This is a genomic window from Micromonospora arida (assembly GCF_003857035.1).
Classification (GTDB): Bacteria; Actinomycetota; Actinomycetes; order Mycobacteriales; family Micromonosporaceae; genus Micromonospora; species Micromonospora arida.
In genome coordinates this window covers 25912-49020 of sequence record NZ_QGSY01000217.1, presented here as the reverse complement: position 1 = coordinate 49020, position 23109 = coordinate 25912, and the positions used below count along the sequence as shown (strand labels likewise).

Annotated in this window: 17 protein-coding genes; 11 read left to right on the top strand and 6 right to left on the bottom strand. The window is 70.3% G+C overall.

Translation table 11 applies throughout. The features are described from left to right. The first annotated feature begins 20 nt into the window (after positions 1 to 20). The 5 genes from DLJ58_RS21120 (at position 21) to DLJ58_RS21100 (ending at position 11561) form a co-directional block, all read left to right on the top strand. Complete coding sequence (locus DLJ58_RS21120) at positions 21 to 7442, top strand: non-ribosomal peptide synthetase (RefSeq protein ID WP_208741250.1); 7422 nt, start codon at positions 21 to 23, stop codon at positions 7440 to 7442. Next, a complete protein-coding gene (locus tag DLJ58_RS21115; protein WP_124858746.1) occupies positions 7442 to 8425 on the top strand; it encodes an ornithine carbamoyltransferase in 984 nt (327 codons plus the stop codon). Before DLJ58_RS21120 ends, DLJ58_RS21115 begins: the two co-directional genes overlap by 1 nt. Then, positions 8392 to 9756, top strand: coding sequence for an MFS transporter (locus DLJ58_RS21110; RefSeq protein WP_244219062.1), 1365 nt, complete (start codon positions 8392 to 8394; stop codon positions 9754 to 9756). The genes DLJ58_RS21115 and DLJ58_RS21110 overlap by 34 nt, the downstream gene beginning before the upstream one ends. 85 nt (positions 9757 to 9841) lie before the next feature. Beyond that, on the top strand, positions 9842 to 10777 hold the full coding sequence (locus tag DLJ58_RS21105) for a TauD/TfdA family dioxygenase (protein ID WP_124858745.1): 936 nt from the start codon (positions 9842 to 9844) through the stop codon (positions 10775 to 10777). A gap of 34 nt (positions 10778 to 10811) precedes the next feature. Then, positions 10812 to 11561, top strand: coding sequence for a thioesterase II family protein (locus DLJ58_RS21100; RefSeq protein ID WP_244219063.1), 750 nt, complete (start codon positions 10812 to 10814; stop codon positions 11559 to 11561). Between the two features lie 89 nt (positions 11562 to 11650). Here the strand turns inward: DLJ58_RS21100 and DLJ58_RS21095 are convergent, their stop codons facing one another. Next, positions 11651 to 12286, bottom strand: a complete 636-nt coding sequence (locus DLJ58_RS21095) for a response regulator (RefSeq protein WP_124858743.1) — start codon at positions 12284 to 12286, stop codon at positions 11651 to 11653. Further along, on the bottom strand, positions 12283 to 12498 hold the full coding sequence (locus tag DLJ58_RS21090; RefSeq protein WP_208741248.1) for an ATP-binding protein: 216 nt from the start codon (positions 12496 to 12498) through the stop codon (positions 12283 to 12285). The genes DLJ58_RS21095 and DLJ58_RS21090 overlap by 4 nt, the downstream gene beginning before the upstream one ends. A 443-nt stretch (positions 12499 to 12941) precedes the next feature. Here DLJ58_RS21090 and DLJ58_RS21080 point away from each other — a divergent pair, with 443 nt between their 5' ends. From DLJ58_RS21080 to DLJ58_RS21065, 4 genes are read left to right on the top strand one after another with little or no spacing between them, the layout of a single operon-like run. Further along, the gene (locus DLJ58_RS21080) at positions 12942 to 14483 is read left to right on the top strand and encodes a phenylacetate--CoA ligase family protein (RefSeq protein ID WP_124858742.1); all 1542 of its coding nucleotides are present in this window, start codon (positions 12942 to 12944) and stop codon (positions 14481 to 14483) included. Further along, entirely contained in the window at positions 14480 to 14926 is a 447-nt protein-coding gene (locus DLJ58_RS21075) for a DUF4188 domain-containing protein (protein WP_124858741.1), read from the top strand. The genes DLJ58_RS21080 and DLJ58_RS21075 overlap by 4 nt, the downstream gene beginning before the upstream one ends. Then, positions 14923 to 16035, top strand: a complete 1113-nt coding sequence (locus tag DLJ58_RS21070) for a hypothetical protein (protein ID WP_124858740.1) — start codon at positions 14923 to 14925, stop codon at positions 16033 to 16035. Before DLJ58_RS21075 ends, DLJ58_RS21070 begins: the two co-directional genes overlap by 4 nt. Continuing rightward, positions 16032 to 16937 (top strand): nitroreductase family protein, encoded by a 906-nt coding sequence (locus DLJ58_RS21065; protein WP_124858739.1) that lies wholly within the window; start codon positions 16032 to 16034, stop codon positions 16935 to 16937. Before DLJ58_RS21070 ends, DLJ58_RS21065 begins: the two co-directional genes overlap by 4 nt. Positions 16938 to 17607: 670 nt before the next feature. On the opposite strand, the gene DLJ58_RS21060 is transcribed toward DLJ58_RS21065, so the two are convergent. The 3 genes from DLJ58_RS21060 to DLJ58_RS21050 all read right to left on the bottom strand — a co-directional run bounded on the left by DLJ58_RS21060 (position 17608) and on the right by DLJ58_RS21050 (position 19963). Beyond that, positions 17608 to 18846 (bottom strand): RNA polymerase sigma factor, encoded by a 1239-nt coding sequence (locus DLJ58_RS21060; protein ID WP_124858738.1) that lies wholly within the window; start codon positions 18844 to 18846, stop codon positions 17608 to 17610. A 64-nt stretch (positions 18847 to 18910) separates the two neighbouring features. Continuing rightward, positions 18911 to 19282 carry a YciI family protein gene (locus DLJ58_RS21055; protein ID WP_124858737.1) on the bottom strand — a complete coding sequence of 124 codons (372 nt, stop codon included), beginning with the start codon at positions 19280 to 19282 and terminating at the stop codon, positions 18911 to 18913. Positions 19283 to 19324: 42 nt separating this feature from the next. Continuing rightward, positions 19325 to 19963 (bottom strand): DUF998 domain-containing protein, encoded by a 639-nt coding sequence (locus DLJ58_RS21050; protein ID WP_124858736.1) that lies wholly within the window; start codon positions 19961 to 19963, stop codon positions 19325 to 19327. Between the two features lie 151 nt (positions 19964 to 20114). Here DLJ58_RS21050 and DLJ58_RS21045 point away from each other — a divergent pair, with 151 nt between their 5' ends. Then, the gene (locus DLJ58_RS21045) at positions 20115 to 20540 is read left to right on the top strand and encodes a hypothetical protein (RefSeq protein ID WP_124858735.1); all 426 of its coding nucleotides are present in this window, start codon (positions 20115 to 20117) and stop codon (positions 20538 to 20540) included. A gap of 659 nt (positions 20541 to 21199) precedes the next feature. After that, the gene (locus DLJ58_RS21040) at positions 21200 to 22237 is read left to right on the top strand and encodes a DUF808 domain-containing protein (protein ID WP_124858734.1); all 1038 of its coding nucleotides are present in this window, start codon (positions 21200 to 21202) and stop codon (positions 22235 to 22237) included. 514 nt (positions 22238 to 22751) lie between these two features. Here DLJ58_RS21040 and DLJ58_RS21035 read toward each other — a convergent pair. Continuing rightward, on the bottom strand, positions 22752 to 23072 hold the full coding sequence (locus DLJ58_RS21035; RefSeq protein ID WP_124858733.1) for a hypothetical protein: 321 nt from the start codon (positions 23070 to 23072) through the stop codon (positions 22752 to 22754). Positions 23073 to 23109 lie beyond the last annotated feature (37 nt).

The following is a 23109-nucleotide window of genomic DNA, read 5'->3' as shown; positions in this document are numbered from 1 at the left end:
ATGTTTTCGCTTACCGGACCGTGCGTGGGCTCGCGGCCAGTTTCGGCGAGGGCGTTGACGAGTGGGAGCCGGTGGCGCCGTTCGCGTTGCTGTCCGACGCGGACCGGGCTGCTCTGCCGGACGGCCTGACCGACGCCTACCCCGCCGCGCAGACCCAACTCGGCATGCTCGTCGAGCTGGCCACCAGCGGAGCCCGGGCGGCCTACCACAGCGTCATCGCCCACCAGGTCCGCGACGGGCGACCGCTCTCGGCCGACGCGCTGCGGGCCGCCGTCGCGACGGTCGTCGCCCGGCACGAGATCCTGCGCACATCGTTCGACCTGACCGGCTACTCGGTGCCGATGCAGCTCGTCCACGCCGAGGTGACCCCGCAGGTGACCGTGGTGGACGGTCGCGACGTGCCGGCCGATGAGCAGGTGCGACTCTTCGAGGAGTTCGTCGCGACCGAGCGGGCCACCCCCTTCGACCTGGCTGTCGCGCCACTGCTGCGCGTCGCCGCGCACCAGGACGGCGACGCGAGTTGGTGGCTGAGTTTCACCATCTGCCACGCGGTCACCGAGGGCTGGAGCAGCGCGCAACTGCTCGCCGAACTGCTGGCCGTCTACGCCGACCTGGCCGACGGGCGGAGCCCCACCGAGACCGAACAGCCGGTGGTGCGGTACGCCGACTTCATCGCCGCCGAGCTGTCCGCGCTGGCGTCCGACGAGGACCGGGACTACTGGCGCACGGTGGTCGACGGGCGCAACCCGTTCGTGCTCCCCGCGGGCTGGGGTGAGCCGGGCGATCCGACGGCCATCTCGACGACCGTCGACGTCACCGACCTGGACGAGGCCGTCGCACGGTTCGCCTCCGGGGCCGGCGTCTCGGTCAAGGCGGCGCTGCACGCGGCGCACCTGAAGGTGCTCAGCCAACTCACCACCGAGCAGAGCTTCCACGCCGGGCTGGTCTGCGACGCCCGGCCCGAGGTGCTCGGGGCCGACCGGGTGCAGGGCATGTATCTCAACACTTTGCCGTTCGGCTACGAGCGCACCGCCCGGACGTGGCGCGACCTGGTGACGGCGGTCTTCGACCAGGAGGTCGACCTCTGGCCCCACCGGCGGCTCCCGCTGGCGGAGATCCAGCGTGGCAGCGGTCAGCGGCTGCTGCGGGTGCTCTTCAACTACCAGGACTTCTCCCGCGCCGGGCAGTCGGCGACCATGACCGGCACCGAGCCGGTCGTCGTCGGCAGCGCCGGCGACGGCGCCACCGAGTTCGAGCTGTCGGTCTTCGCGCACCGGGGCAACTACCAGCTATCCAGCCGCAGCGACGTGCTCTCCCGAGCAAATCTGGAGCGGCTGGCCGGCATGTACCGGGCTGTGCTGGCGGCGATGGTCGCCGACCCGGCCGGTGACGCGCAGGCTGTCCACCTGCCCGGTGGCGAGCGGGAGCGGCTGCTGGGCGTGGTCGACACCGGCGTCGAGGAGCCGGTGACCGGCACGGTGGTCGAGCTGTTCCAGGCTCGGGTGGCCGCCGCACCCGACGCGGTAGCGGTGGTCGCCGGCCCGACCCGACTGACGTACGCGCAGGTAGACGCACAGGCCAACCGGCTCGCCGGGCACCTGCGGGCCGTCGGTGTGGGCAGGGGCGCGGTGGTCGGTGTCTGCCTGGATCGAGGTGCGGACCTGGTGCCCGCCCTGCTCGGCGTGCTCAAGGCCGGTGCCGCCTACCTGCCGCTGGACCCGACCCAGCCGGCCGAGCGCATCGCGTACCTGCTCGCCGACGCAGCCGCCGGGACGGTGGTCGCCACGGGTGCCCACGTCGACGCGCTCGCCGGTTACGACGGGCATCTGGTGCTGCTCGACCGCACCGACCTGACCGGCCACCCGGAGACCGACCCGGCCCCGGTGAACGACGCCGACGACCCGCTCTACGTCATCTACACGTCCGGCTCGACCGGCCGCCCGAAGGGTGTCTGCGTCAGCCACGCCAACGTGCTGAGGCTGCTCGACAGCGCGCAGGAGCACTACGCCACCGACGAGACCGACGTGGTCGCGCTGTTCCACTCGTACGCCTTTGACGTCTCGGTGTGGGAGTTGTGGGGTGCGCTGCTGCATGGCAGCCGACTGGTGGTGGTGCCGCCGGCGGTGGCCCGGGTGCCGGAGGATCTGCTCGACCTGCTGGTGGAGCAGGAGGTGACTCTGTTGGCCCAGACCCCCACGGCCTTCCGGGGACTGGTTCGGCTGGCCGCCGACGGTGACCAGCGGCTGCGGCGACTGGTGCTGCGCGCGGTCGTCCTGGCCGGCGAGCGGCTGGACTTCGCCGACCTCGCCCCGTGGGTCGATCGGCTCGGACTGGCCCGGATCGCCCTCGTCAACATGTACGGGATCACCGAGACCACTGTCTACTCCAGCTATCACCGGGTCACCCGCGCCGACCTCGCTGCCGGGGTGGGCAGCCGGATCGGGCGTCCGCTGGCCGGTCTGCGCATGTACGTACTCGACCAGCAGGGGCACCCGACGCCGCTCGGTGTGCCCGGCGAGATCCACCTGGCCGGACACGGCGTGGCCCTGGGCTATCTGAACCAACCGGCGCTGACCGCCCAGCGGTTCCTGCCCGACCCCTACGGCCCCGCCGGCAGCCGGATGTACCGCACCGGCGACCTGGGGATCCGCCTACCCGACGGCAGCGTGGAGTTCCTCGGACGGCTCGACGACCAGGTCAAGCTTCGCGGCTACCGGATCGAGTTGGGCGAGGTGGAGTCGGCGCTGGCCGCGCTGCCGGCGGTCGCCGAGGCGGCGGTCGTCCTTCGCGAGGACACCGCCGGCGATCCACGACTGGTCGGATACCTGGCCGGAGCGTCCGGGCAGCGGCCGAGCACGGGCGAGCTGCGCGCGGCGCTGGCCCGCACGCTGCCGGACTACATGATTCCGTCGGCCTTCGTGACGCTGGACCAGCTGCCCCGCAACAACAGCGGCAAGCTCGACCGGCGCGCGCTGCCCGCGCCGCAGGACGGCGATCCCGGCGACGGGCGGGCCATGGTCGGTCCGCGTACCGCGTTGGAGGAACGGGTCGCCGGGATCTGGGCGCAGGTGCTGGGTCTGCCGGCGGTGGGCGTCGAGGACGGCTTCTTCGAGCTGGGTGGCCACTCGATCAAGGCGCTGGTGCTGGCCAGCACGCTGCGGACGGCCGGCTTCGACGTCTCGGTCGCGGACGTGATGGACCTGCAAACCGTTTCCCGGCTGTGCGCCGCGCTGGTCGACCGCACCGGACCGGTGCACGTCGACCGCCCGGTGGAGCCGTTCGAGCTGGTGTCCGCGCCGGACCGGGCCTTGCTTCCGGACGGCCTCACCGACGCGTACCCGCTGTCCCAGGTGCAGCTCGGCATGCTGCTGGAGATGCTGGCCGACAACGGATGGAACCACTACCACAACGTGACGTCCTTCCTCGTCCGCGAGGACGACCCGCAGGACCTGGCGACGCTGCGCGAGGCGGTGAACCTCGTGGTGAACCGGCACGAGGTTCTGCGCTCCTCGGTGGACCCGACCGGCTACTCGGTGCCGATGCAGCTGGTGCATCCCGCCGTGCGGGTGCCGGTCGTGTCGCACGACCTGCGCGGGTTGTCCGAGGAGGACCGGGAGGCCGAGCTGCGCCGCCTCGTCGCCGTGGAGTACGCGTCGCCGTTCGACGTCGAGCGGGCGCCGCTGCTGCGGTTCGCCGTCTGCCGGGAGACCGACCGGAGTTGGCGGTTGGTGCTGACGATCTGCCACGTGGTCGTCGAGGGCTGGAGCCTGCACGCGCTGGTCGCGGAGATCCTCGACCGCTACCGCTCGATGCGCGTCGGTGTCGGGCCTGAACCGGAGCCCCTGCCGGAGGTGCGGTTCGCCGACTTCATCGCAGGGGAACGTCGCGCCCTGGAGTCTCCGGTGGACCGACGGTACTGGCAGGACCTGATGGAGCGGTGCGTGAAGTTCACCTTCCCCACCGGCTGGCTGCCCACGTCGCCGCCGCCGACGCGTACCGCCCACACCGTCCGGGTGCCGTTCCGCGACCTGGAACCAGGGCTTCGCGCGCTGGCCTCCAGCGCGCGCGTCTCGCTCAAGGCGGTGCTGCACGCCGCGCACCTGACGGTGCTCGGCCAGCTCACCGACGAGCCCCGGTTCTACAGCGGCCTGGTCTGCCACACCCGGCCGGACATGCCGGGCAGCGAGCGGGTGTACGCCATGTCGCTGAACACGCTGCCGTTCCCGTACGAGCGCGACTGCGCCACCTGGACCGAACTGGTCCGCCGGGTGCACGCCACGGAGGTCGAAATGTGGCCGCACCGGCGCTACCCCGCGCCGGCGATCCGACCGGCGGTTTCCGGCACCCGCCTGCTCGACGTCTACTTCAGCTACCTCGACTTCAACGAGGTGGTCGGTGAGCACGTCGAGGCGGGCCCCCGGTACGCCGCCGCCAGCTCGGAGTTCGCCCTGGCCGTCTCGGCGGTCGCCGGGCACCTGGAGCTGAGCAGCGACAGCGACCACCTGGAGCGGGCCGAGGTCGAGCGGTTGGCCGCGATGTACCGGCTCGTGCTCGACGCGATGGTGGCGGACCCGGACGGCGACGCCCGCGCGGCCCGGCTGGCCGAGGCGGAACGGCACAACGTGCTGGTGGGCTGGGTCGAGGCGACCGACGGCAACGCGCCGGAGCCCGGCATGGTGCCCGACCTGGTGCGGGACAGGGCCGCCATCGCGGGCGACACCGAGGCGGTCGGCGAGCTGAGCTACGCCGGCCTCGACGCGGCGGCGAACCGCCTCGGCTGGCACCTGCGGGAGCGGGGCGTCGGGCCGGAGCGGGTGGTGGGAGTGCTGCTCGACCGGGGTGCCGACCTCGTCACGACCCTGCTGGGCATCTGGCGGGCGGGCGGGGCGTACCTGCCGATCGACCCGTCGTACCCGGCAGCGCGGATCGCGTCCATGCTCACCCAGGCCGGGGCCACCGTCGTGGTCACCAGCACCGCCTACGTCGACCGGTTCACCGGCGTCGACCGGGTGCTGCTGGACGTCGACGCGGGGCCGATCGCGGCCCGCCCCGACGACCAGCCGCCCGGCCGCACCGACCCGGACCAGCTCGCGTACGTGATCTTCACGTCGGGGTCGACGGGACGGCCCCACGGTGTGCAGGTCAGCCACCGCAGCCTGGCCGGCTACCTGAACTGGGCGGTGGACGAGCTCGTCGCCGACCGGCGGGGTGGCGCGGCACTGTTCTCGTCGGTCGCCTTCGACATGGTGGTGACCACCATCTGGGCGCCGCTGGTCGCCGGGCAGCGGCTGTGGCTGATGCCGACCGACGCCGGGCTGGACGAACTCGGCCCGCGGCTGGCAGCGGCGGGGCCGTTCAGCTTCGTCAAGCTGACCCCGAGTCATCTGGACCTGCTCGCCGGGCAGTTGTCGAGCGAGCAGGCAGCCGCGCTGACCCCGGTGCTGGTGCTGGGCGGCGAGGCGCTCACCGCGCGGACCTGCGCGCGATGGCAGAAACTCGCACCACGGACCGTGCTGCTCAACGAGTACGGACCGACCGAGGCGACGGTCGCCGTCAGCCGTTACCCGGTGACCGGCGCGCTCACCGGCCAGGTCGCGCCGGTCGGCCGGCCGCTCGGCGGGATGCGTACCTACGTGCTGGACGCTCGGCTGAATCCGGTGCCTGTCGGCGCGGTCGGCGAGGTCTACCTCGGTGGACCGCAACTGGCTCGGGGGTACGCCGGACGGCCCGAACACACGGCCGCCCGGTTCGTGCCCGACCCGTACGGGCCGGCGGGCTCCCGGCTGTACCGCACCGGTGACCGCGGCCGTTGGTTGCCGGACGGGCAACTCGACCTGCTCGGCCGGGTCGACGACCAGGTGAAGATCCGTGGGCACCGGGTCGAGCCGGGCGAGATCCGCGCGGTGCTCCTCGAACACTCCGCCGTACGCGACGCGGCGGTGGTGGCGCGCCCGGCTCCGGGCGGGGGCAACCAGCTGATCGCGTACCACGTGGGTGGTGCCGACGACCTGGCCGGGCACTGCGCCCGGCGGCTGCCCGCGGCCCTGGTCCCGGCGGCCTTCGTGCCGGTCGACGCCATCGCGCTCAATCCCAACGGCAAGGTGGACCTGCGGGCGTTGCCGGCGGTGCCACTGCGGACGGAGGCGGAGATCGCCGCGCCGCAGGGTCCGGCCGAGACGATCCTCGCCGGGATCTGGGCCGAGGTGCTGGACGTGCCCAGGGTCGGTCGTCAGGACCGGTTCTTCGCCCTGGGCGGGCATTCACTGCTGGTGGTGCCCGTGGTCACCGCGGCCCGGCAGGCCGGCCTCCCGCTCACCCTGCAACAGGCGATGATGGACCAACCGCTGGCGGACCTCGCCGCCGCGCTCACCGTGGCCGTCGCGGCCCCGGCGGCCGGTGCGGCGCGAGCCGTGGCGCTGCCCCGGATCGCGCCGTTGCCCCGGGTCGCTCCGCTGCTCGCCGAGGCGCGGGTTCCCGGCGCGTCGCTGGCCGTGCTCGCGGACGGCGAGTTGGTGCAGGTCCTTGCTGTCGGGCACTGCGCGGCGGGCGGTGGCGCCCCGGTGACCCCGGCGACCATCTTCCAGGTGGGATCGGTCAGCAAGCTGGTCGCGGCGGTGGGTGCGCTGGCTCTGGTCGACAGGGGAGCACTCCGGCTCGACGCGGACGTCAACGCGTACCTCAAGGCGTGGCAGTTGCCCGCCGACCGGCCGGTGACCCTGCGGCAACTGCTCGGCCACGTCGCCGGCCTGACGTCGACGGGCAGCAGCGGACATCCGCGCGGAGGCCCGGTACCGCCGCTGTCGGACCTGCTGCTCGGCCGTGGCGTGCTCACCGAACCGGTGCGGGCGCTCGACGCGCCCGACCCGGTCGCCGTGGAGCGCAACAGCCACTTCGTGGTGATCCAGCAGCTCATGGAGGACGTCACCGCGACACCCTTCGCCGACCTGATGGCCGAGCTGGTCTTCGCACCACTGGGGATGACCGGCAGCAGCTTCGACCAGAGCTTCCCGGAGACGTCCGGCCGGCCGGTGGCAGCCGGGCACGACGAACGGGGCGAGCCACACCCACACGGTTGGGAGGTGCGTGCGGACCTGGCGGCAGCCGGCCTCTGGACCACCGCTACCGACCTGGCCGCGCTGACCAGTGAGATCCAGACCGCCTACCGGGGTGATCCGGCCCTGCTCAGCCTGGAAACGGTGAGGGCACAACTGACCGCGGGCCCGGGCGGCGTCTTCGGGCTCGGCTGCATGGTGGACCGCATCGAGGGGAGCGCCGGAACGCACGTGGAGTTCACCCACCGGGGCCACATCGCCGGCTACCGGGCGCTGGTCACCGGTCGGGTTCCGGACGGGGCCGGGCTGGTGCTGCTGACCAACGGCGAGGCAGGGGACGAGGTCATGTCGCTGCTGATGTCGAACACCGCACGGACGGAGGACATGTGATGAGGACCTTTCCGAGCGTCTCCGCGACGGTCACCGACCCCACCGTCCAGCAGGTGCGGCACCTGGTGTCGATCCGTGACCTGACCGATGCGGACCTCTACTCGATCGTCGCCCGGGGCGCCGCGTTCGCCGCCGGGGAGTGCGGGAACCCGCTCGCCGGGCAGGTCGCCGGGGTCTACTTCCTCAAGACCTCGACGCGTACCCGGACCGCCTTCACCAGCGCCGCACTGCGGCTCGGCGCCGGCGTGATCCAGTACGGCCCGCAGGACCTGCAGACCAACACCGGGGAGACCAGCGCCGACACCGGCCGGGTGCTGTCCGGCATGCTCGACGTGCTGGTCGCCCGCACCGCCGGTGACCCGGCCGAGTTGCGGGCCTGGTCTGCCCAGAATCGGATGACGGTGATCAACGCGATGAGCGCCGAGGAGCACCCCACCCAGGCGCTGACAGACCTGACCACGTTGCTGCGGCAGTTCGGCCGGATCGAGGGGTTGCGCCTGCTCTACCTGGGGGAGGCCAACAACACGGCCACCGCCCTCGCCCTGGCGCTCACCCGGTTTCCGGGCGTTGAACTGGAACTGCGCACCCCGCCCGGTTACGGCCTGCCCGCCCAGATCCTGGCCGACGCCACCCGGCAGGCCGAGATCAGTGGGGCGAGCATCGTCGAGCGGTGCCACATGTCAGACCTGCCGGGCGATCTCGACGCCATCTACACCACCCGCTGGCAGACCACCGGCACCGTGAAGCCGGACCCGGACTGGCGACAGGTCTTCGCCCCGTTCCGGGTCGAACAGGAACTCTGGCGGCACAGCCCGAACGCGGTGTTCCTGCACGACCTGCCGGCGCATCGCGGCGAGGAGGTGACCTCGGAGGTGCTCGACGGGCCGGCGAGCATCGCGTTCGGTCAGGCGGAGAACAAGCTCTACAGCGCGATGGCGGTGCTGGAGTGGTGCCGATCGCACGCGGGTGGGACGACGCGGTGACGGTCACCGAGCCGCCGGGCAGACCCGCCCACCGCGCGGCGAGGCTCACCCGCAACCGGGACTTCCTGTTGCTCTGGACCGGATCGGGGCTCTCCGCGCTCGGTGCCCGGGCCACCTCCATCGGCTACACCCTGCTGGTCTACTGGTCGACCGGTTCGGCCACCGCGGCCAGCCTCGTCACCTTCGCCGCGCTGCTGCCGAACCTCGTCGCCCAGCTGCCGGCTGGCGCGCTCGTCGACAGGTGGAACCGGCGTACGACGATGTTGGTCTGCACCGCCGGCCGCGTTCTCGGAGCCGGCAGCGTGGCGGCGGTGGTGCTGCTCGACGCGGTGCGGTTGCCGCACCTGATGGTGGTCGCGTTCCTGGAGGCCACCCTCGGCATCTGCTACGCGCTGGCGGAACGAGCCGCGGTGTGTGCCGTGGTGCCCCGCGACCAACTGGGCGCGGCGCTGGCGGCCAACGAGTCGCGGGCCAATGCCGCCAGCATCCTGGGCCAGCCGACCGGCACCGTGCTCTACGCCGTGGCCCGCTTCGCGCCGTTCCTGTTCGCCACCGCCGTGCACCTGGTGTCGCTGGTGACCCTGCTGTTCGTCCGGCGGGACCTACGGGCGCCCCGGTCGTCGGACGGCTCGGCAGGCGGGCTGATCGCCCAGATCAGGGAAGGTGTCGCCTTCATCTGGGGCAAGCTCTACCTGCGTCGGGCGCTGTGCCTCTTCGCGGCCAGCAACATTCTCTTCCAGATCCTCGGCCTCGGTCTGGTGGTGCTGGTCAAGGACCGGGACGGCACGCCCGCGACGGTCGGTCTGCTGTTGGCGGTCAACAGCGTCTTCGGCATGGCGGGCGCGATGACCAGCAACGCCTTCCTGCGCCGGTGGGGCATCCGCCGGATGATGATCGGCATCCACCTGGCGTGGGCGGTGCTGATGCCGCTGCTGGTCGTGGCACCCGGGCTGGTTGCGGTCAGTGTCCTCCTGGCGCTGATCAACTACGGTGCCGGGATCGGCAACGTGGCCGGGGTGCTGTATCTGCTGAGGACGACACCCGACGAGCTGCGGGGCCGGGCCGGCTCGATCTTCACGCTGCTCTCCTCCGGTGCCAACTCGATCGGCGCGCTGCTCGCGGGCTTCCTGCTGGACGCCGTACGCATCGAGGTGGCGTTGGCCGTCGTGGGCGCGACGATGGTGGTGATCGCGGTGTTCGCGGTGCTGGCTTTCGGCACCCGTACCGCCGCGCAGGCGGAACGGGCCGAGGCGGCTGCCGAGCGGGCCGACGCCGAGCGGGCCGACGCCGAGCTGGCGGCGACGGCAGCCGGTCGCGACCCGCATGGCTGAGCCCGGCGACGATATCGAGGAAATATGGCCGCCCACGTCAGGCTGCCCGGCACAGGACCGACCCTGGCGTGGAGGAGACCGACCGATGAGCGAGCACGGCATGTGGCAGCCGCACGAGATCACAGCCAGCAGCGCCGGATGCGCGGCCACCGTTGACGGGCTGATCGGCCATCTGCGGGAGCTGGACCTGACGGCGTTACTCACCACCGAGAAGGCGCTGGTGTTCCGGGGCTTCGGCGTCGAGCCGGGCGCGCTGGACCCGGTGATGGACATGGTGCTGCCCAACCGGCTCGCCTACGTGCATGGCAATTCGCCCCGCACCAAGGTTGGCCGCAACGTCTACACCTCGACCGAGTACCCAGCGCCGTACACCATCTCCATGCACAACGAACTGTCGTACGCGGCGCACTGGCCAGCCCGCCTGCTGTTCTACTGCCAGCTCGCCGCGCCGACCGGCGGCGCCACCCCGGTCGTCGACGCCAACCTCTGGCTGGAGTCCCTCGACCCGGAGGTCCGCGCCGCCTTCGCGGGCGGGGTGTGCTACCAGCAGAACCTGCACGACGGACTGGGGCTGGGCAAGAGCTGGCAGCAGACCTTCGAGACCGAGGACCAGGCGGAGGTCGAGGCGTTCCTCGACGGCGCCGGGGCGACCTGGACGTGGACCGCCGACGGGCTGCGGGTGAGCCAGGTCCGCCCGGCCACCACCCGGCACCCCGTAACGGGGGTGGAGGTGTGGTTCAACCAGAGCGACCAGTGGCACCCGGCCGCTCTGGACGACGAGGTCGCTCGGGTGATGACCCAGGTGATGACGCAGGACGAACTGCCCCAGTCGGTCACCTTCGCCGATGGCAGCCCGATCCCCGACGAGTACGTGTTCCAGATCCGCGACCGGGGGCTGGAGGCGGCGATCGACGTGGACTGGCGCGTCGGTGACCTGCTGTTGATCGACAACGTGCTGGTGGCGCACGGTCGGCGCCCCTACACCGGGAGCCGCCGCATCCTCGTGGCGATGTCGGACTGACCGGGCATCGGTCGGCGGGAGGAGAAACGTGGAGATGACAGGGGCCGGGGTGCGTGGCCGGTGGCTGCGGACCTTCCGCCGAGCTGAGCGGTCCGACCTGCGCCTGGTCTGCTTCCCGCACGCCGGTGGGAACGCCAACGTGTTCCAACCGTGGGCGGGCCTGCTTGACGGCGCCACCGATCTGCTGGCGGTCTGCTACCCGGGTCGGCAGGACCGGCTGCTGGAGCCCTGCGTGGATCAGATGGACGTGCTCGCCGAACGGATCAGTGACGTGCTCGTGCCGTACCTGGACCGGCCGATCGCGTTCTTCGGCCACAGCATGGGCGCGTCGGTGGCGTACGAGGTCACCCTGGTCCTGGAGTCCCGCTACGGGTTCACGCCGAGCGTGCTCTTCGTCTCGGGACACGGCGCGCCGCACATCTCCCGGGTCGAACTCGACCCGGATCTCGCCGACGACGAATATCTGCTCGGCCGGATCGGCGCCCTGGGTGAGGTCGATCCGGTGCTGCTGCGGTCACCGAAGCTCCGCGAGCTGATCATGCCCTCGCTCCGGGGGGACCTGCGGATGCTCTACCGCCACCTGCCGCGCGAACCGGCGAAGGTCCGAGCCCCGATCGCCGCCTACCTGGGGACCGAGGACCCGACGTGCACCACGTCGACGGTGCGGGCCTGGGGGGAGTTGACTACCGGCGGCTTCGAGTTGGCGACGTTCCCCGGTGACCACTTCTATCTCGTGCCGGAACAGGAGCAGGTGGTTGCCGCGGTGACCGCCCGCCTGGGCTGACCGACGGACCACGCCCCAAGGGACGGTCGCGGGAACCGTGGCCAGAGGAGAGGGCGGTGGGACCGCTCGGGGGCTCTGTGATGTCCGGGTCACCGTCGGATCAAGCCGAGTTGGGTTGCGGTGGCGATGGCGGCGGTGCGTGAGTCGACGCCGAGTTTGGTGTATATGCGGGCGAGGTGGGATTTGACGGTGCCTTCGGTGAGGTGCAGGCGGACACTGGCGGCGTGGTTGGACAGGCCTTCGGCGACCAGGGTGAGGACTTCGGTTTCGCGGGGGGTCAGGGTGGTGCTGGGGTCGCGTAGCCGGTTCATGAGCCGGTCGGCGACGGCCGGGGCGAGGGTGGTTCGGCCGACCGCGGCGGTGCGGACGGCAGCGGCGAGGTCTTCGGGTGGGGCGTCCTTGAGTAGGTAACCGGTGGCGCCAGCTGCGATGGCGGGCAGGGTGTCGGCGTCGGTGTCGTAGGTGGTGACGATCAGTACGCGGGGGGCGCCGGGTCGGGCGGTGATAGCTGCGGTGGCCTGGGCACCGTTCATGCCTTTACCGAACTGCAGGTCCATCAGCACGACGTCGATGTCGCCTTGGCCGGCGCGGGCCACGGCCTCCTCGGCGGTGGCGGCTTCCGCCACGACGTCGATGCCGGGTTCGGTTTCCAGTACGGCGCGTAGACCGGCACGGACGATGGGGTGGTCGTCGGCCAGCAGCAGGCGGATGGGGACGTCGGTCATGAGGTCGCCTTGACGGGGTGGTCGCTCGAGCAGGCGAGTGGCAGTTGGGCGGCCAGAGCGGTGCCGTGGCCCGGGACAGACTCGAGGGTGAGGGTGCCGCCGAGGTCCAGGACGCGAGCGCGCATCGCGGGCAGGCCGTATCCGCCGCTGCGTGCCTCGGGTGCGGGAAGTCGGTGCGGGTCAAAGCCGTGCCCGTCGTCGACGATGTCCACGGCGACGTGATCACCGAGGTAACTGAGGGTGACGTCTCGTCACCCACGACCGGACCCACCTCACCGCGGTCGACCAGATCACCAAGGTCCAGGACGGCCGACTCACCATGTCGGCGCTGACGCGGGGAGCGCGCGCGTAGACAGCCACGCGGACGGTAAGAACTGGTGGGAACCATCCGTTGTCGCTCCGCTATCGCGTATTCCGTAGGCCACCGAACCGGTCCTCACGGTGAGCCGACCCTTGAAGCACGACGAGCCTCGAGTCGTACGCCTCAACCCGGCGGACCGGCCAGGCATCCTCCGCGGTCAATGGCTCACTGTTGGGTCCCCAAGCCGACCCGGCCTCGTCTCGAACTCGTTGCAACCCGCGGGGGTTCGAATACTCAGGAGGGCTGAGTATTCGTCATCAGGTGGCCGGCTCGACCAACCCCTAGTGTTGCCGCGTGGTGACATTCCTGCGTCGGTGGACCCTGCGGGCCGCGAGCTTCGCCCTGACCTGGCTCTACACCCTCTACCGGATCCATCCGGCGGTGTGGCGGCTCACGGCACGTCAGTACCGTCCCTACATGGGCCGCTTCGCCCGGCTACACGCCTGGATGACCTGCCAGTTCGCCGCGATCGACGTGCCCGCGTACGGCGCCTTTCTCCGCCGCCACCACTGGCGGTTCCGCTGGTTCGATCTGTCGTCCTACCCGCCCACCGACAAGCGGTCGTACGTGCAGGCGTACCCGGAGGCGCAGCGTTGTCGGCACGGGCAGATCGAGATCGCCGGCAGCGTGGTCGACGAGTCGTCGGGCTCGTCCGGCCAGCCGTTCAACTGGATCCGCAGCCGCCGCGAGCTGCGCTCGGTGCACAAGAACCTGGCCGGCTACGCGACAATGGTGTTCCCGTCCGAGCGGCGCTTCGTCATCAACGCGTACTCGATGGGCGCCTGGGCCACCGGGACCAACACCGGCATCGCCATGTCGGCGATCGCGATGGTCAAGAACACGGGGCCCGACCTGCGGAAGATCGTCGACACCCTGTTGTACTTCGGCCCCGGCTTCGACTACATCGTCACCGCCTACCCACCGTTCCTCAAGCACCTGCGCGACAAGCTCGACGCCGATGACTTCCCCTGGGCCGAATACCGCATCAGCGGACTGGTCGGCGGTGAGGGGATGACCGAAGCACTGCGCGACTACCTGGAGGAGCGCTTCGTCAAGGTGCGTTCCGGCTACGGGGCCAGCGACCTCACCATCGGCATGGCCGGGGAGAGCGACTTCAGCGTCTGGGTCCGCCGACAGCTGCGTACCGACGCCGCGCTGCGGACCGCGCTGCTCGGCGCCGATGAGCACCGGCTGCCGATGGTCTTCCAGTACAACCCGCTGGAGACCTACCTGGAGACCACGGCGGACCACGAGGTGCTCTGCACGATCAACTCCACGGCGGTGCTCAATCCCCGAGTCCGCTACAACATCGGCGACGAGGGCCGGCTGATCTCGTACCCGGATGTCCTGGCCGCGATCGCCGATCCCGCGGCGCGGGCCGCCGCGGACCGTGCCTGGCAGGTCGACCGGATGCGTCTACCACTGCTGTTCCTGTACGGCCGCAAGGACAGCACGATCTCCTATATGGGCGCCAACATCTACCCGCAGGACGTCGAGTATGGCCTCTATGCGGGCAATCCCCAGGCGCACCTGCTGCAGAGCTTCTGCCTGGCGGTGACCGAGCAGGCCGACCTGGAGAGCCGGCCGGTGGTCAACCTGCAACTCCGCGAGGGCCTGGCGCTCGACCCGGTGCAGCGGCGAACCCTCACCGACACCTGCCGCGTGGGGGTGTTGCGCCACCTCGCCGACGTCAGCCGGGACTTCGCCGAGTCCCTCGCCGAGGACCCGTCCGCGGCGGACCTGCGGGTGGAGGTCCACGAGTACGGCACCGGCCCGTTCGCCGACGCGGCTTCCAGAATCAAGAACGTCTACCTGGTGAAGGGCGCGCCGGCATGAGGACCACCGACTTCTCCGCCGCGCCCGCGGTGGGCCAGGCGACAGCCATGTTCGTCGGCGCCACCCGTTACCGGGGGCCGCGCTCGATCATCACGCTCACCCGGACCTGGATCCGAATGGTCCGGCAGATGAGACGGATGGACGGATACCGCTGGCACACCGTCTACTACCAGTTCCCGTTCACGCTCGGCACCATCGCCTTCTTCAGCGACCGTGACGCGCTCCTGACGTTCGCCCGCAGCCGCCATCACCGGGACCTCATGTGCTGGGTGACCGATCACGGCACGAAGAACGCGACAGGCGGCTACATCCGCCTCTACAACGCCGAGCCCGAGGGCTACAGCAACGGCATCTGGCGCGCCGAGTCCGACGTCATGGCACACATAACTACGTTCACGCCGCTCTCGCGTGAGACGTCCGGGCCGCCGGTGCACCGCGCATGAGAGTGGACCCCGTGCAGTCGCGGGCCGACCTGCGCGCATTCGTCGACTTTCCGCTCCGGCTCCACCCGACCGACCGGTACGTACCCCTGGTGTCTTCGGTCATCGCGGCCCACCGGGACGCCGCCGAGCTGTTCGTGGTCCGCGACCGACGCGGCGAGGTCGTGGGACGCACCAGCATGCACCGCAGCGCGCCCCTCGACGACAAGATCGGCCCACGACAGCTGTTCGGGCACACCGAGTTCGTCGACGACGACGATGTCTTCACCGCCATCATGGACGCGGTTGCGACCCGGGCCGACGGTCGGCACCTGTTCGGGCCGGTGGCCCTGCTGCCCAACCAGACCGGCGGGGTGATCACCTCCGGCTTCGCCGACCGTGGCTTCGTGGACTCGGCGTGGAACCCTCCGTACTACCCCAAGATGTACGAGCGGCACGGCTTCCACCGTCGCTTCGAGGGCGACACCTGGCTGGTCGACCTCGACGGTACGGCCCCGGCTGCTCGGCCCGCTGCCGGTGCTCCGGCCGGAACCGACCACGGTTTCACCTTCGACGATGCTCGGATGGCCGCCGAACGGCTCGTCATCCGGCACGGCTCCCGGTGGCACCTGCGCAGCCAACTGCCGATCCTGCGCCGGATGCTCAACGCGAGCTTCGCGCAGTTGGGCTACTACACCGACATCTCCGCCGAGCAACTGGCGGAGCAGACCGACGGCCTGGCGTTCCTACTCGACGAGGCGCTGCTGCTCTGGCTGGAGAAGGCCGGCCGACCCGTCGCGTTCGTCGTTACCGTGCCGGACATCTCCGACTACCTGATGAGCGTCGGCGGTCGGCTCGGCGTACTCAATCAGCTCCGGCTTCTCGCCACCCGCGGCCGGTACCGGCGGGACGCGGTCCTCATCATCAAGGGCACCGTTCCCGATGAGCAGGGCAACGGGTACCTGACGCTGCTGTCCCGGGAGTTGCATCGCAACCTCGCCCGCAACGGCTACCGGACACTGCGCAGCACCTTCGTCGAACGGACGAACGTCGCTTCGGCCGCTCAGTACCGGCGCGCGGGTGGGCGGCCACTGCACGGGTACACCTTCTACGAGCGAGGAACAGCGGTGTGAGTTGGGTCGAGCAGTTGCGGGCTACCGAGGCGATCTGCCGCCGGGCACCAAGCGCACACAACACGCAGCCGTGGCGACCCGAATACCACACCGACGAGATCACCATCGATGTTGATCCCGCGTGCCGCCTGCCCGACTCCGACCCGACCGGGCGTGACCTGACCCTCGGTATCGGCGCGTTCGTCGAGACATGCCTTATCGTCTCCGCCGAACTCGGCCTCACCGTCACCGTGGCGCCCGGTCCACGACTGGTCCCCGCGGCACAGAGGTACGCGACTCCGTTTACGATCGCCGACATCGAGGCCCGCCGGGTCGCCCGTGGTCCATACGCACCCGGGTACGTCGACGACGCCGTCCTCGCCGATCTCGAGCCGGGTATCGCGCACGTCCCGACCCGAGATCTCGTATCGGACCTGGCCGTCGCCGACCGGTGGATGTTCCGCACACCTGCCGTCGCCGTCGAGTTGCGGGACTGGCTGCGTCTCAGTCCACGCCATCCGCGGTATCACCTCGACGGACTCACGGACCGGGCGCTCAGCCTGTCCCGGACCGAGGCGCGTGTCCTGTCCGCCGCGCTGCGCGCGTACCCGGTCACCCGCCGACTGGGCCTGCCGGCGCTGCTGGCCGCCAGCGGCCGCGGCCTGTTGCGCTACGACGGCAGCGTCCTGGTCCTCCTCGCCGCCGACGGCGACGACCAGATCACCTCAGGCCGACGTCTGCTGCGTACGTGGCTGGCTCTCGCCCGGCACGGCCTGGCGGTCCATCCGCTCAGCCAGCTCATCGACTGCCCCGCGACCGCCGGTGGGCTCGCCGACCGGGTCGCCGGCCAACCGCTCGCCGTGTTTCGCGTCGGCCGACCCCGCATCGCCCCGGTCCGGTCGGCCCGCCGCGGCGAGCGATAGATCACTACGATCGCTAGCCTCGCGCGAGCTTCAGGGTTGCGCTGAGCGTCATCGGCGGTGGGGCAATGGGTCGTGTTGCCCCTCGGACACAATTCATTTGCTTCACGGTGTGCGCTGGGATCGATCGCAGCGCGCACCGTTTGCGCTTCAGGCTGGTAGTTCAGCCGGAGACCGAGTTGCCGGTAGACCTCGGCCTTGTCGGCGGGATCGGCGTCTGCCGAGGGCCGCGCTCGTGGCGTTCACGGCGCCGGAGCCGCCAAGGTCATGAGGCGTACCGCCGGCGTCGCACTGAAGCCGTTCGTGAAGGGCGTCAACAGCGCTCCAGTGCTGCGTGGCCTCCAGGAGCGGCGCTTGGCGCGACCTCCCAGTGGATGCGGAAGTGGTCAGGCTCGCTGCTCCCAGCATTGCTCGTGTACCCCGGTCACGGGTCGCTGATCGTCATAGTGACCGGTCTGCTGTACATCGGTGTCGGTCGCCCGCTTCCGCTGTGCCGGACCAGTGGCTGGTCCCGTTAGCTGAGACGTCGATCCCACTCGCGATGCCGTGGCCAGCGCATCCTCTCTGGTGACCTCTTCGGCACACCCGAAGGCATCGACCTTCGAAGGTTCAGATCATCACCCCGGGATGCACGCTCGCTCATGCCGATGTGCGGACGTCGGCCGACAATTGGTCAGCCGAGGCGGTGGGCTCGGCGTTGGAGGTATCGCTGTTCGACCTGGTTCTGGGTCAGGGAGGCTGCTTCGCGGTACCACGCCGCCGCGCCGGCCGTGTCACCGGTCATCTCGAGCAGATGTGCGCGGATCGCGCGTTCGCGCTGTCGGGTCAGCGGGTCCTCGTCCAGGTGGTAGCTGCGGTTGAGGTCGTCGAGCAAGGCCAGCCCTCGGCCCGGCCCGTACGCGTGCGCGACTGCGACCACCCGGCTGAGCCGTACCGGCGCGGTCGGACTGAGCCGTTCCAGTCCCAGGTACAGGGCCGCGATCTGGGGCCAGTCCGTCTGGTCCGGCGACGCGGCGGCGGCGTGCACGGCCGCGATCGCGGCCTGCAGCTGGTACGTGCCGACCTCACGCCGCCGCCAGACGTTGTGGATAAGCCCGATGCCCTCGCGGATCAGCTCGGGATCCCACCGTGTCCGGTCCTGCTCGTCCAGCGGCACCAACACGTCCCCGTCGGTACGGGCAGCGCGCCGCGACTCGGTGAGCAGCATCAGGGCGAGCAGCCCGACCACCTCGGGGTCGTCCGGCAGGGAGTCGCGGAGCATGCGGGTCAGCCGGATTGCCTCGCGGGTCAGGTCCACGCGGGTGAGTTCGTTCCCGGCGGAGGCGGTGTAGCCCTCGTTGAAGATCAGGTAGAGCACCTGCATAACGGCGTTCATCCGGCTGTCGCGGTCGGCGTCGTTCGGCGGGGTGAACCGGGCACCGGCGCGGGCCAGTTGCTGCTTGGCGCGGCTGATCCGGGCGCCCATGGTGTTCTCGGTCGTCCCATGCGCGTGTGCGATCTCCGTGGTCGTCAGGCCGCCGACCGCGCGCAGCGTGAGCGCCACCTGGGAGGTCGGGCTCAGCGTGGGGTGACAGCACAGCAACAGGAGGGTGAGGCTGTCGTCGGTCTCCAGCGCAGGACCTGCCTGGCGGGTCGGGTCCCGCATCGCCAGCTCGCTCATGCCGGCGTGCCGCTCGCGGCGGCGTCGGGCCTGATCGGTGCGGAGCAGGTCGACCATCCTCCGGTACCCGATCCGGATCAGCCAGCTGCGCGGGTTCTCCGGCACTCCGTCCGTCGGCCACGCCCGGCTCGCGACGAGCATTGCCTCCTGTACCGCGTCCTCGGCGATATCGAAGTGGCCGAAGCGCCGCACCAACGCGCCGAGGACCTGCGGTGCCTCGGTGCGCAGCAGGTGCTCGACGTTCGGCGTCACGCGGGTGCTGCCGTTCGTGTGCCCTCCGCGTCTGCCGTCGTCCGGCGACGCTGGATGCAGAGGGTCACGCCGCGAAGTCCGCGCCCATTATCGGCCGGATCTCCATCGGCTCGCCCAGAACCTCGACCATTCGCGAGACGATCTCGACGGCGCGTTCCTGGTTGTCCACGTCGATCACCGCGAAGCTGGCCAGGACCTCCTTGAGCTCGACGAACGGGCCGTCGGTGGCCACCGCGCCGGTCGGGGTCTTGCGGACCGTGGTGCTGACCACCGGGTGACCGAGTCCCTCGCTGCTGAGGAACTCGCCGGTTTCGATCAGCTCCCGTTCGAACCGCTGGTACGCGGCGAACGCGGCAAGCGCCTCCTCGGAGGGGGTGTCGGCGGTCGCGGCGTCCCAGGCGGCGGCCGGCGTGTAGCTGAGCAGCAGGTACTTCATGATCATCCTTGTGTTCGCGGGGCTCGGATCACGCTACGCCGATCAGCTCTTACGGCGAAGGGAGAGTGCGACGACCGTCGTCCAGGTGAAGGCGACCAGGCCGTTCACGGCGATCTGGATGCTCATGTGGTTCGGCGACATCGGCGTCAGCAGGATGAGCGCGACGAGGCCGTTCAGCACCGCCGGCAGGGTGGCCCGACGGCGGACGTGCCGGATGGTGAGCACGATGGCGGCGACGGCCAGCGCGGTGAAGGCGATGGCGGCCGTCGCCGAGTGCGCGATGCTGTGCCAGGACATCTCGCCGACCGGCCCGTCAGGGGTCCCTACCGGGAAGCCGTATTCAGGATCCATGGTGAACACCCCGGCCGCGATGAGCCCGGCGCCGAAGATCCCGATGAAGATTGGCAGTACACGCCGGCCGGTTCCCTCGGTGAGCGTGCGTCGGACACCGAGGGCGAGGGCGACCCCGCCGAGGCCGGCGAGCACGAACGTGACGATCTGGATCCAGCCGAGACTTCCGGTGGCCAGTTGGCTGATCGGATGCCGGGTGATGTCGTAGCCCTCCCGGGTGAGCATCTGCGTCACGGCCGAGGCGAAGAAGACCGGTCCGGCGAGGCCGCCGGCGAGGAGCAGGCGGTCGGACGAGCCGCGGTCGGTGGGAACGGCGGCGATGGTGGCCATGACTTCCTCCTTGGTGGGTGCTTGTCGCTACCTCGTGGCCGCGCCGTGAACTTTGACATTGCGGGAGCGTGACCCAGCTCACCTGACGTGGACGTCAAAGCCCGGGCGTCGCCTCCGAGGTACCGGCAACAACCCGCCCGAGGAGGACACGATGTCTGAGAACATCCAGCCGAGCGCCGAACTGACCGCCCTGGACCGTCTGGTCGGCACCTGGTCGGTGACCGGCGGCGCCGAGGGAACCGTGCGGTACGAGTGGATGGCCGGCCGGTTCTTCCTGCTCCAGCACGTCGAACTGAGCCAGTTCGACCAACCCGTCACCGGTCTGGAGGTCATCGGCAATCTGCACCCGTTCGGTGAGCCGGTCGGCCCGGATGTGGCGTCGCGGTTCTACGACACGGCCGGCAACACCTTCGACTACGTCTACGAACTCGTCGGCGACAAGCTGACCATCTGGGCCGGCGCGAAAGGCAGCCCGGCCTACTACGAGGGCACCTTCAGCACCGACGACACCACGGTCACCGGCGAATGGACCTACCCCGGCGGAGGCGGCTACACCTCCACTATGACCCGGATCTGAGACCTGAAAGCCGCACCGACCCGATCGCCCGGAGCGCATCGTCGCCTCGAAAAGACAATGCGCTCCGGGCGTGTCGTCCTGCCCTTGCGGACCTCATGGTCGTCGGGGCATCCGGATCGAGAGCCAGCAGGTACCGCGTGCCCAACCCAATTCGCTGCCGACGCTGTGTGCGCAAATCGAATGACTGCCCGACTGAACACTAGTGCTCCTGGTCCGGACGTCCGGATCTGCCGCCGAACGGGCACGCAGGCTAGGCCTGCTCCTCGCTAAACGGCTCGTCGCTTCACCGCCACCACGCCTCGGGTTTTCCGGAGCCGGAGCCGCAGCCGCGGGGCCGTTGAGGAAGAGGCAGGATGGACATCTCGTGGAGCCCTTCGTCCCCGATGTCTGGGACGTTCGTTTCGACTGAGCGCTCGGGTGTCGCTGAACTTGTAGAGCCGGTTCGGTGAGTTACGCGTCCAGGGGCAGAGTTACCTCGAGGCCCGCAGGGTGCCACGTTCCCCGTATGCGCGCAGGGGTTCAAGGGGTCTGCGGCGGTGGTCCGTCTCATGTCGGATGACGGTGTGGTGTCTCTGGACCGGGCGGTGGCGTGCCGCGCGCAGAGACCTGAGCGAGAATGGGCCAGTTCGAACTCTGCTCAACCCTGGAAGGACCCTCCCTTGGCCGGTGGACTCGTAGCCCTGCTGGATGACGTGGCGGTGCTGGCCCGGGCCGCTGCCGCGTCGATCGATGACATTGGGGCGGCCGCCGCGAAGGCCGGCGCCAAGGCTGCGGGCGTCGTCGTCGACGATGCTGCCGTCACGCCGCAGTACGTGCGGAGCCTGGCGGCCGAGCGCGAGTTGCCGATTATCAAGCGCATTGCCGTGGGGTCGCTGCGCAACAAGTTCTTCATCATCCTGCCGGCGGTGCTGCTGCTCAGTCAGTTCGTGCCCTGGCTGCTCACTCCGATCCTCATGCTCGGCGGCGCCTACCTCTGTTACGAAGGCGCGGAGAAGGTGTGGGCCAAGATCGCCCATCACGGTGCCTCCGGCGCGGGCGAGGAGACGGTGCAGGACGAGACGACACTGGTGTCCGGGGCGGTACGAACCGACCTGATCCTCTCGGCGGAGATCATGGTCATCAGCCTTAACGAGGTGATCGATGAGGCGTTCTGGTCCCGCCTGGTGATCCTGGCTGTCGTCGCCGTCGTCATAACCGTCCTGGTGTACGGCGTGGTGGCGTTGATCGTAAAGATGGACGACGCCGGGCTGCGCCTGTCGCAACGTTCCGGCGCCGTCGCCACGTTCGGCCGCGGTCTGGTGAGGGCGATGCCGGTGGTCCTCACCGTGCTGACGGTAGTCGGCACCGCGGCGATGCTGTGGGTGGGCGGGCACATCCTGCTGCTAGGCACGAACGAGCTGAACCTGCACTTCCTGTACGAGGCCGTGCATCACGTGGAGGTCGCCGCCCACGACGCCACGGGTGTTCTCGGCGGGCTCGTCGGCTGGCTCGTCAACACGGTGGCCAGCGCGATCCTCGGGCTGATCGTCGGAGCGCTGGTCGTGCTGGTCATGACTCTCACGCTCCACCGCCGTACATCCAAGGCTGCGGCAGCGACTGCGGCGGCCACGACTCGTGCTGACGGCACCATCCCCGCACCGCGGAGCCGTGCAGCTCGGCGTCGCGACGCTCCTGCGGACCAAGCGCCGCGCGGATGACCGCGAAATCACCGCAACTCGACCACGGGCCTCATGCAGTCGTTGTCAGACACCGGCGTCGGCGTGCTCCAGATCTATGTGAAGCGTTGCGCGCGGGCACGCCGGGGTCCGCAGCAGCTCCGTCATCTGAGACACCGATCCCACTGGCAGCGTCCTGACCGGGCACGGCAGGCTGGTGACCCGTTCGGCGGCTCCGCCGAAGAGTTCCCAACGCGGACGTTCGATCTGATCACCTGTCTGCACGGACTGCACTACGTCGGAGACAAGCTCGCCGTCCTGACCCGGCCGGCGGGCTGGCTGACTCCCGCCGGCCGGCTCGTGGCCGACCTGGACCTGTCCAGCATTCGGCTTCCTGACGGGCGACCCGCTGGGCAGCGCCTCACCGCCCGACTCCGCGCCGCCGGGTTCTCCTACGCCTCGCGTCGCCGCCGGATCAGCTGCACCGGCCGCCGCGACGCCCGCCTCCCGTACAGCTACCTCGGTGCCGACCAACCTGAAGAGGACGGCCTTCCTGTCAGGGACGAAGCCAGAAGACATCCCGGAGGATTGCGTTGCCAACACGTTTGTCGGTGACCCAGGTGGCAACCTTGTGTTCGAAGGGAATGCCGGAGCGGTAGAACAGCACCATGGCCGGGACGAGTGTCACGCACCCGGCGGCCCAGGCGGCCATGAAGAGCGAGTCTGGCAGCGCGGGCACATTCGGCGCCCCGGAGGCGATGCCCCAGACAACCACCGGAAGCAGCGCGAGGTTGGCCGCGCGGGCCAGCCAGATCCCGGCGCGGTACGTCGAGCTTCTCCTCATGTCCAGCAGGGCGTCATTCGTGACCGACGACATGCGGCCCATCGTAGAGAGCGCGCGCCTCGTCCAGTGG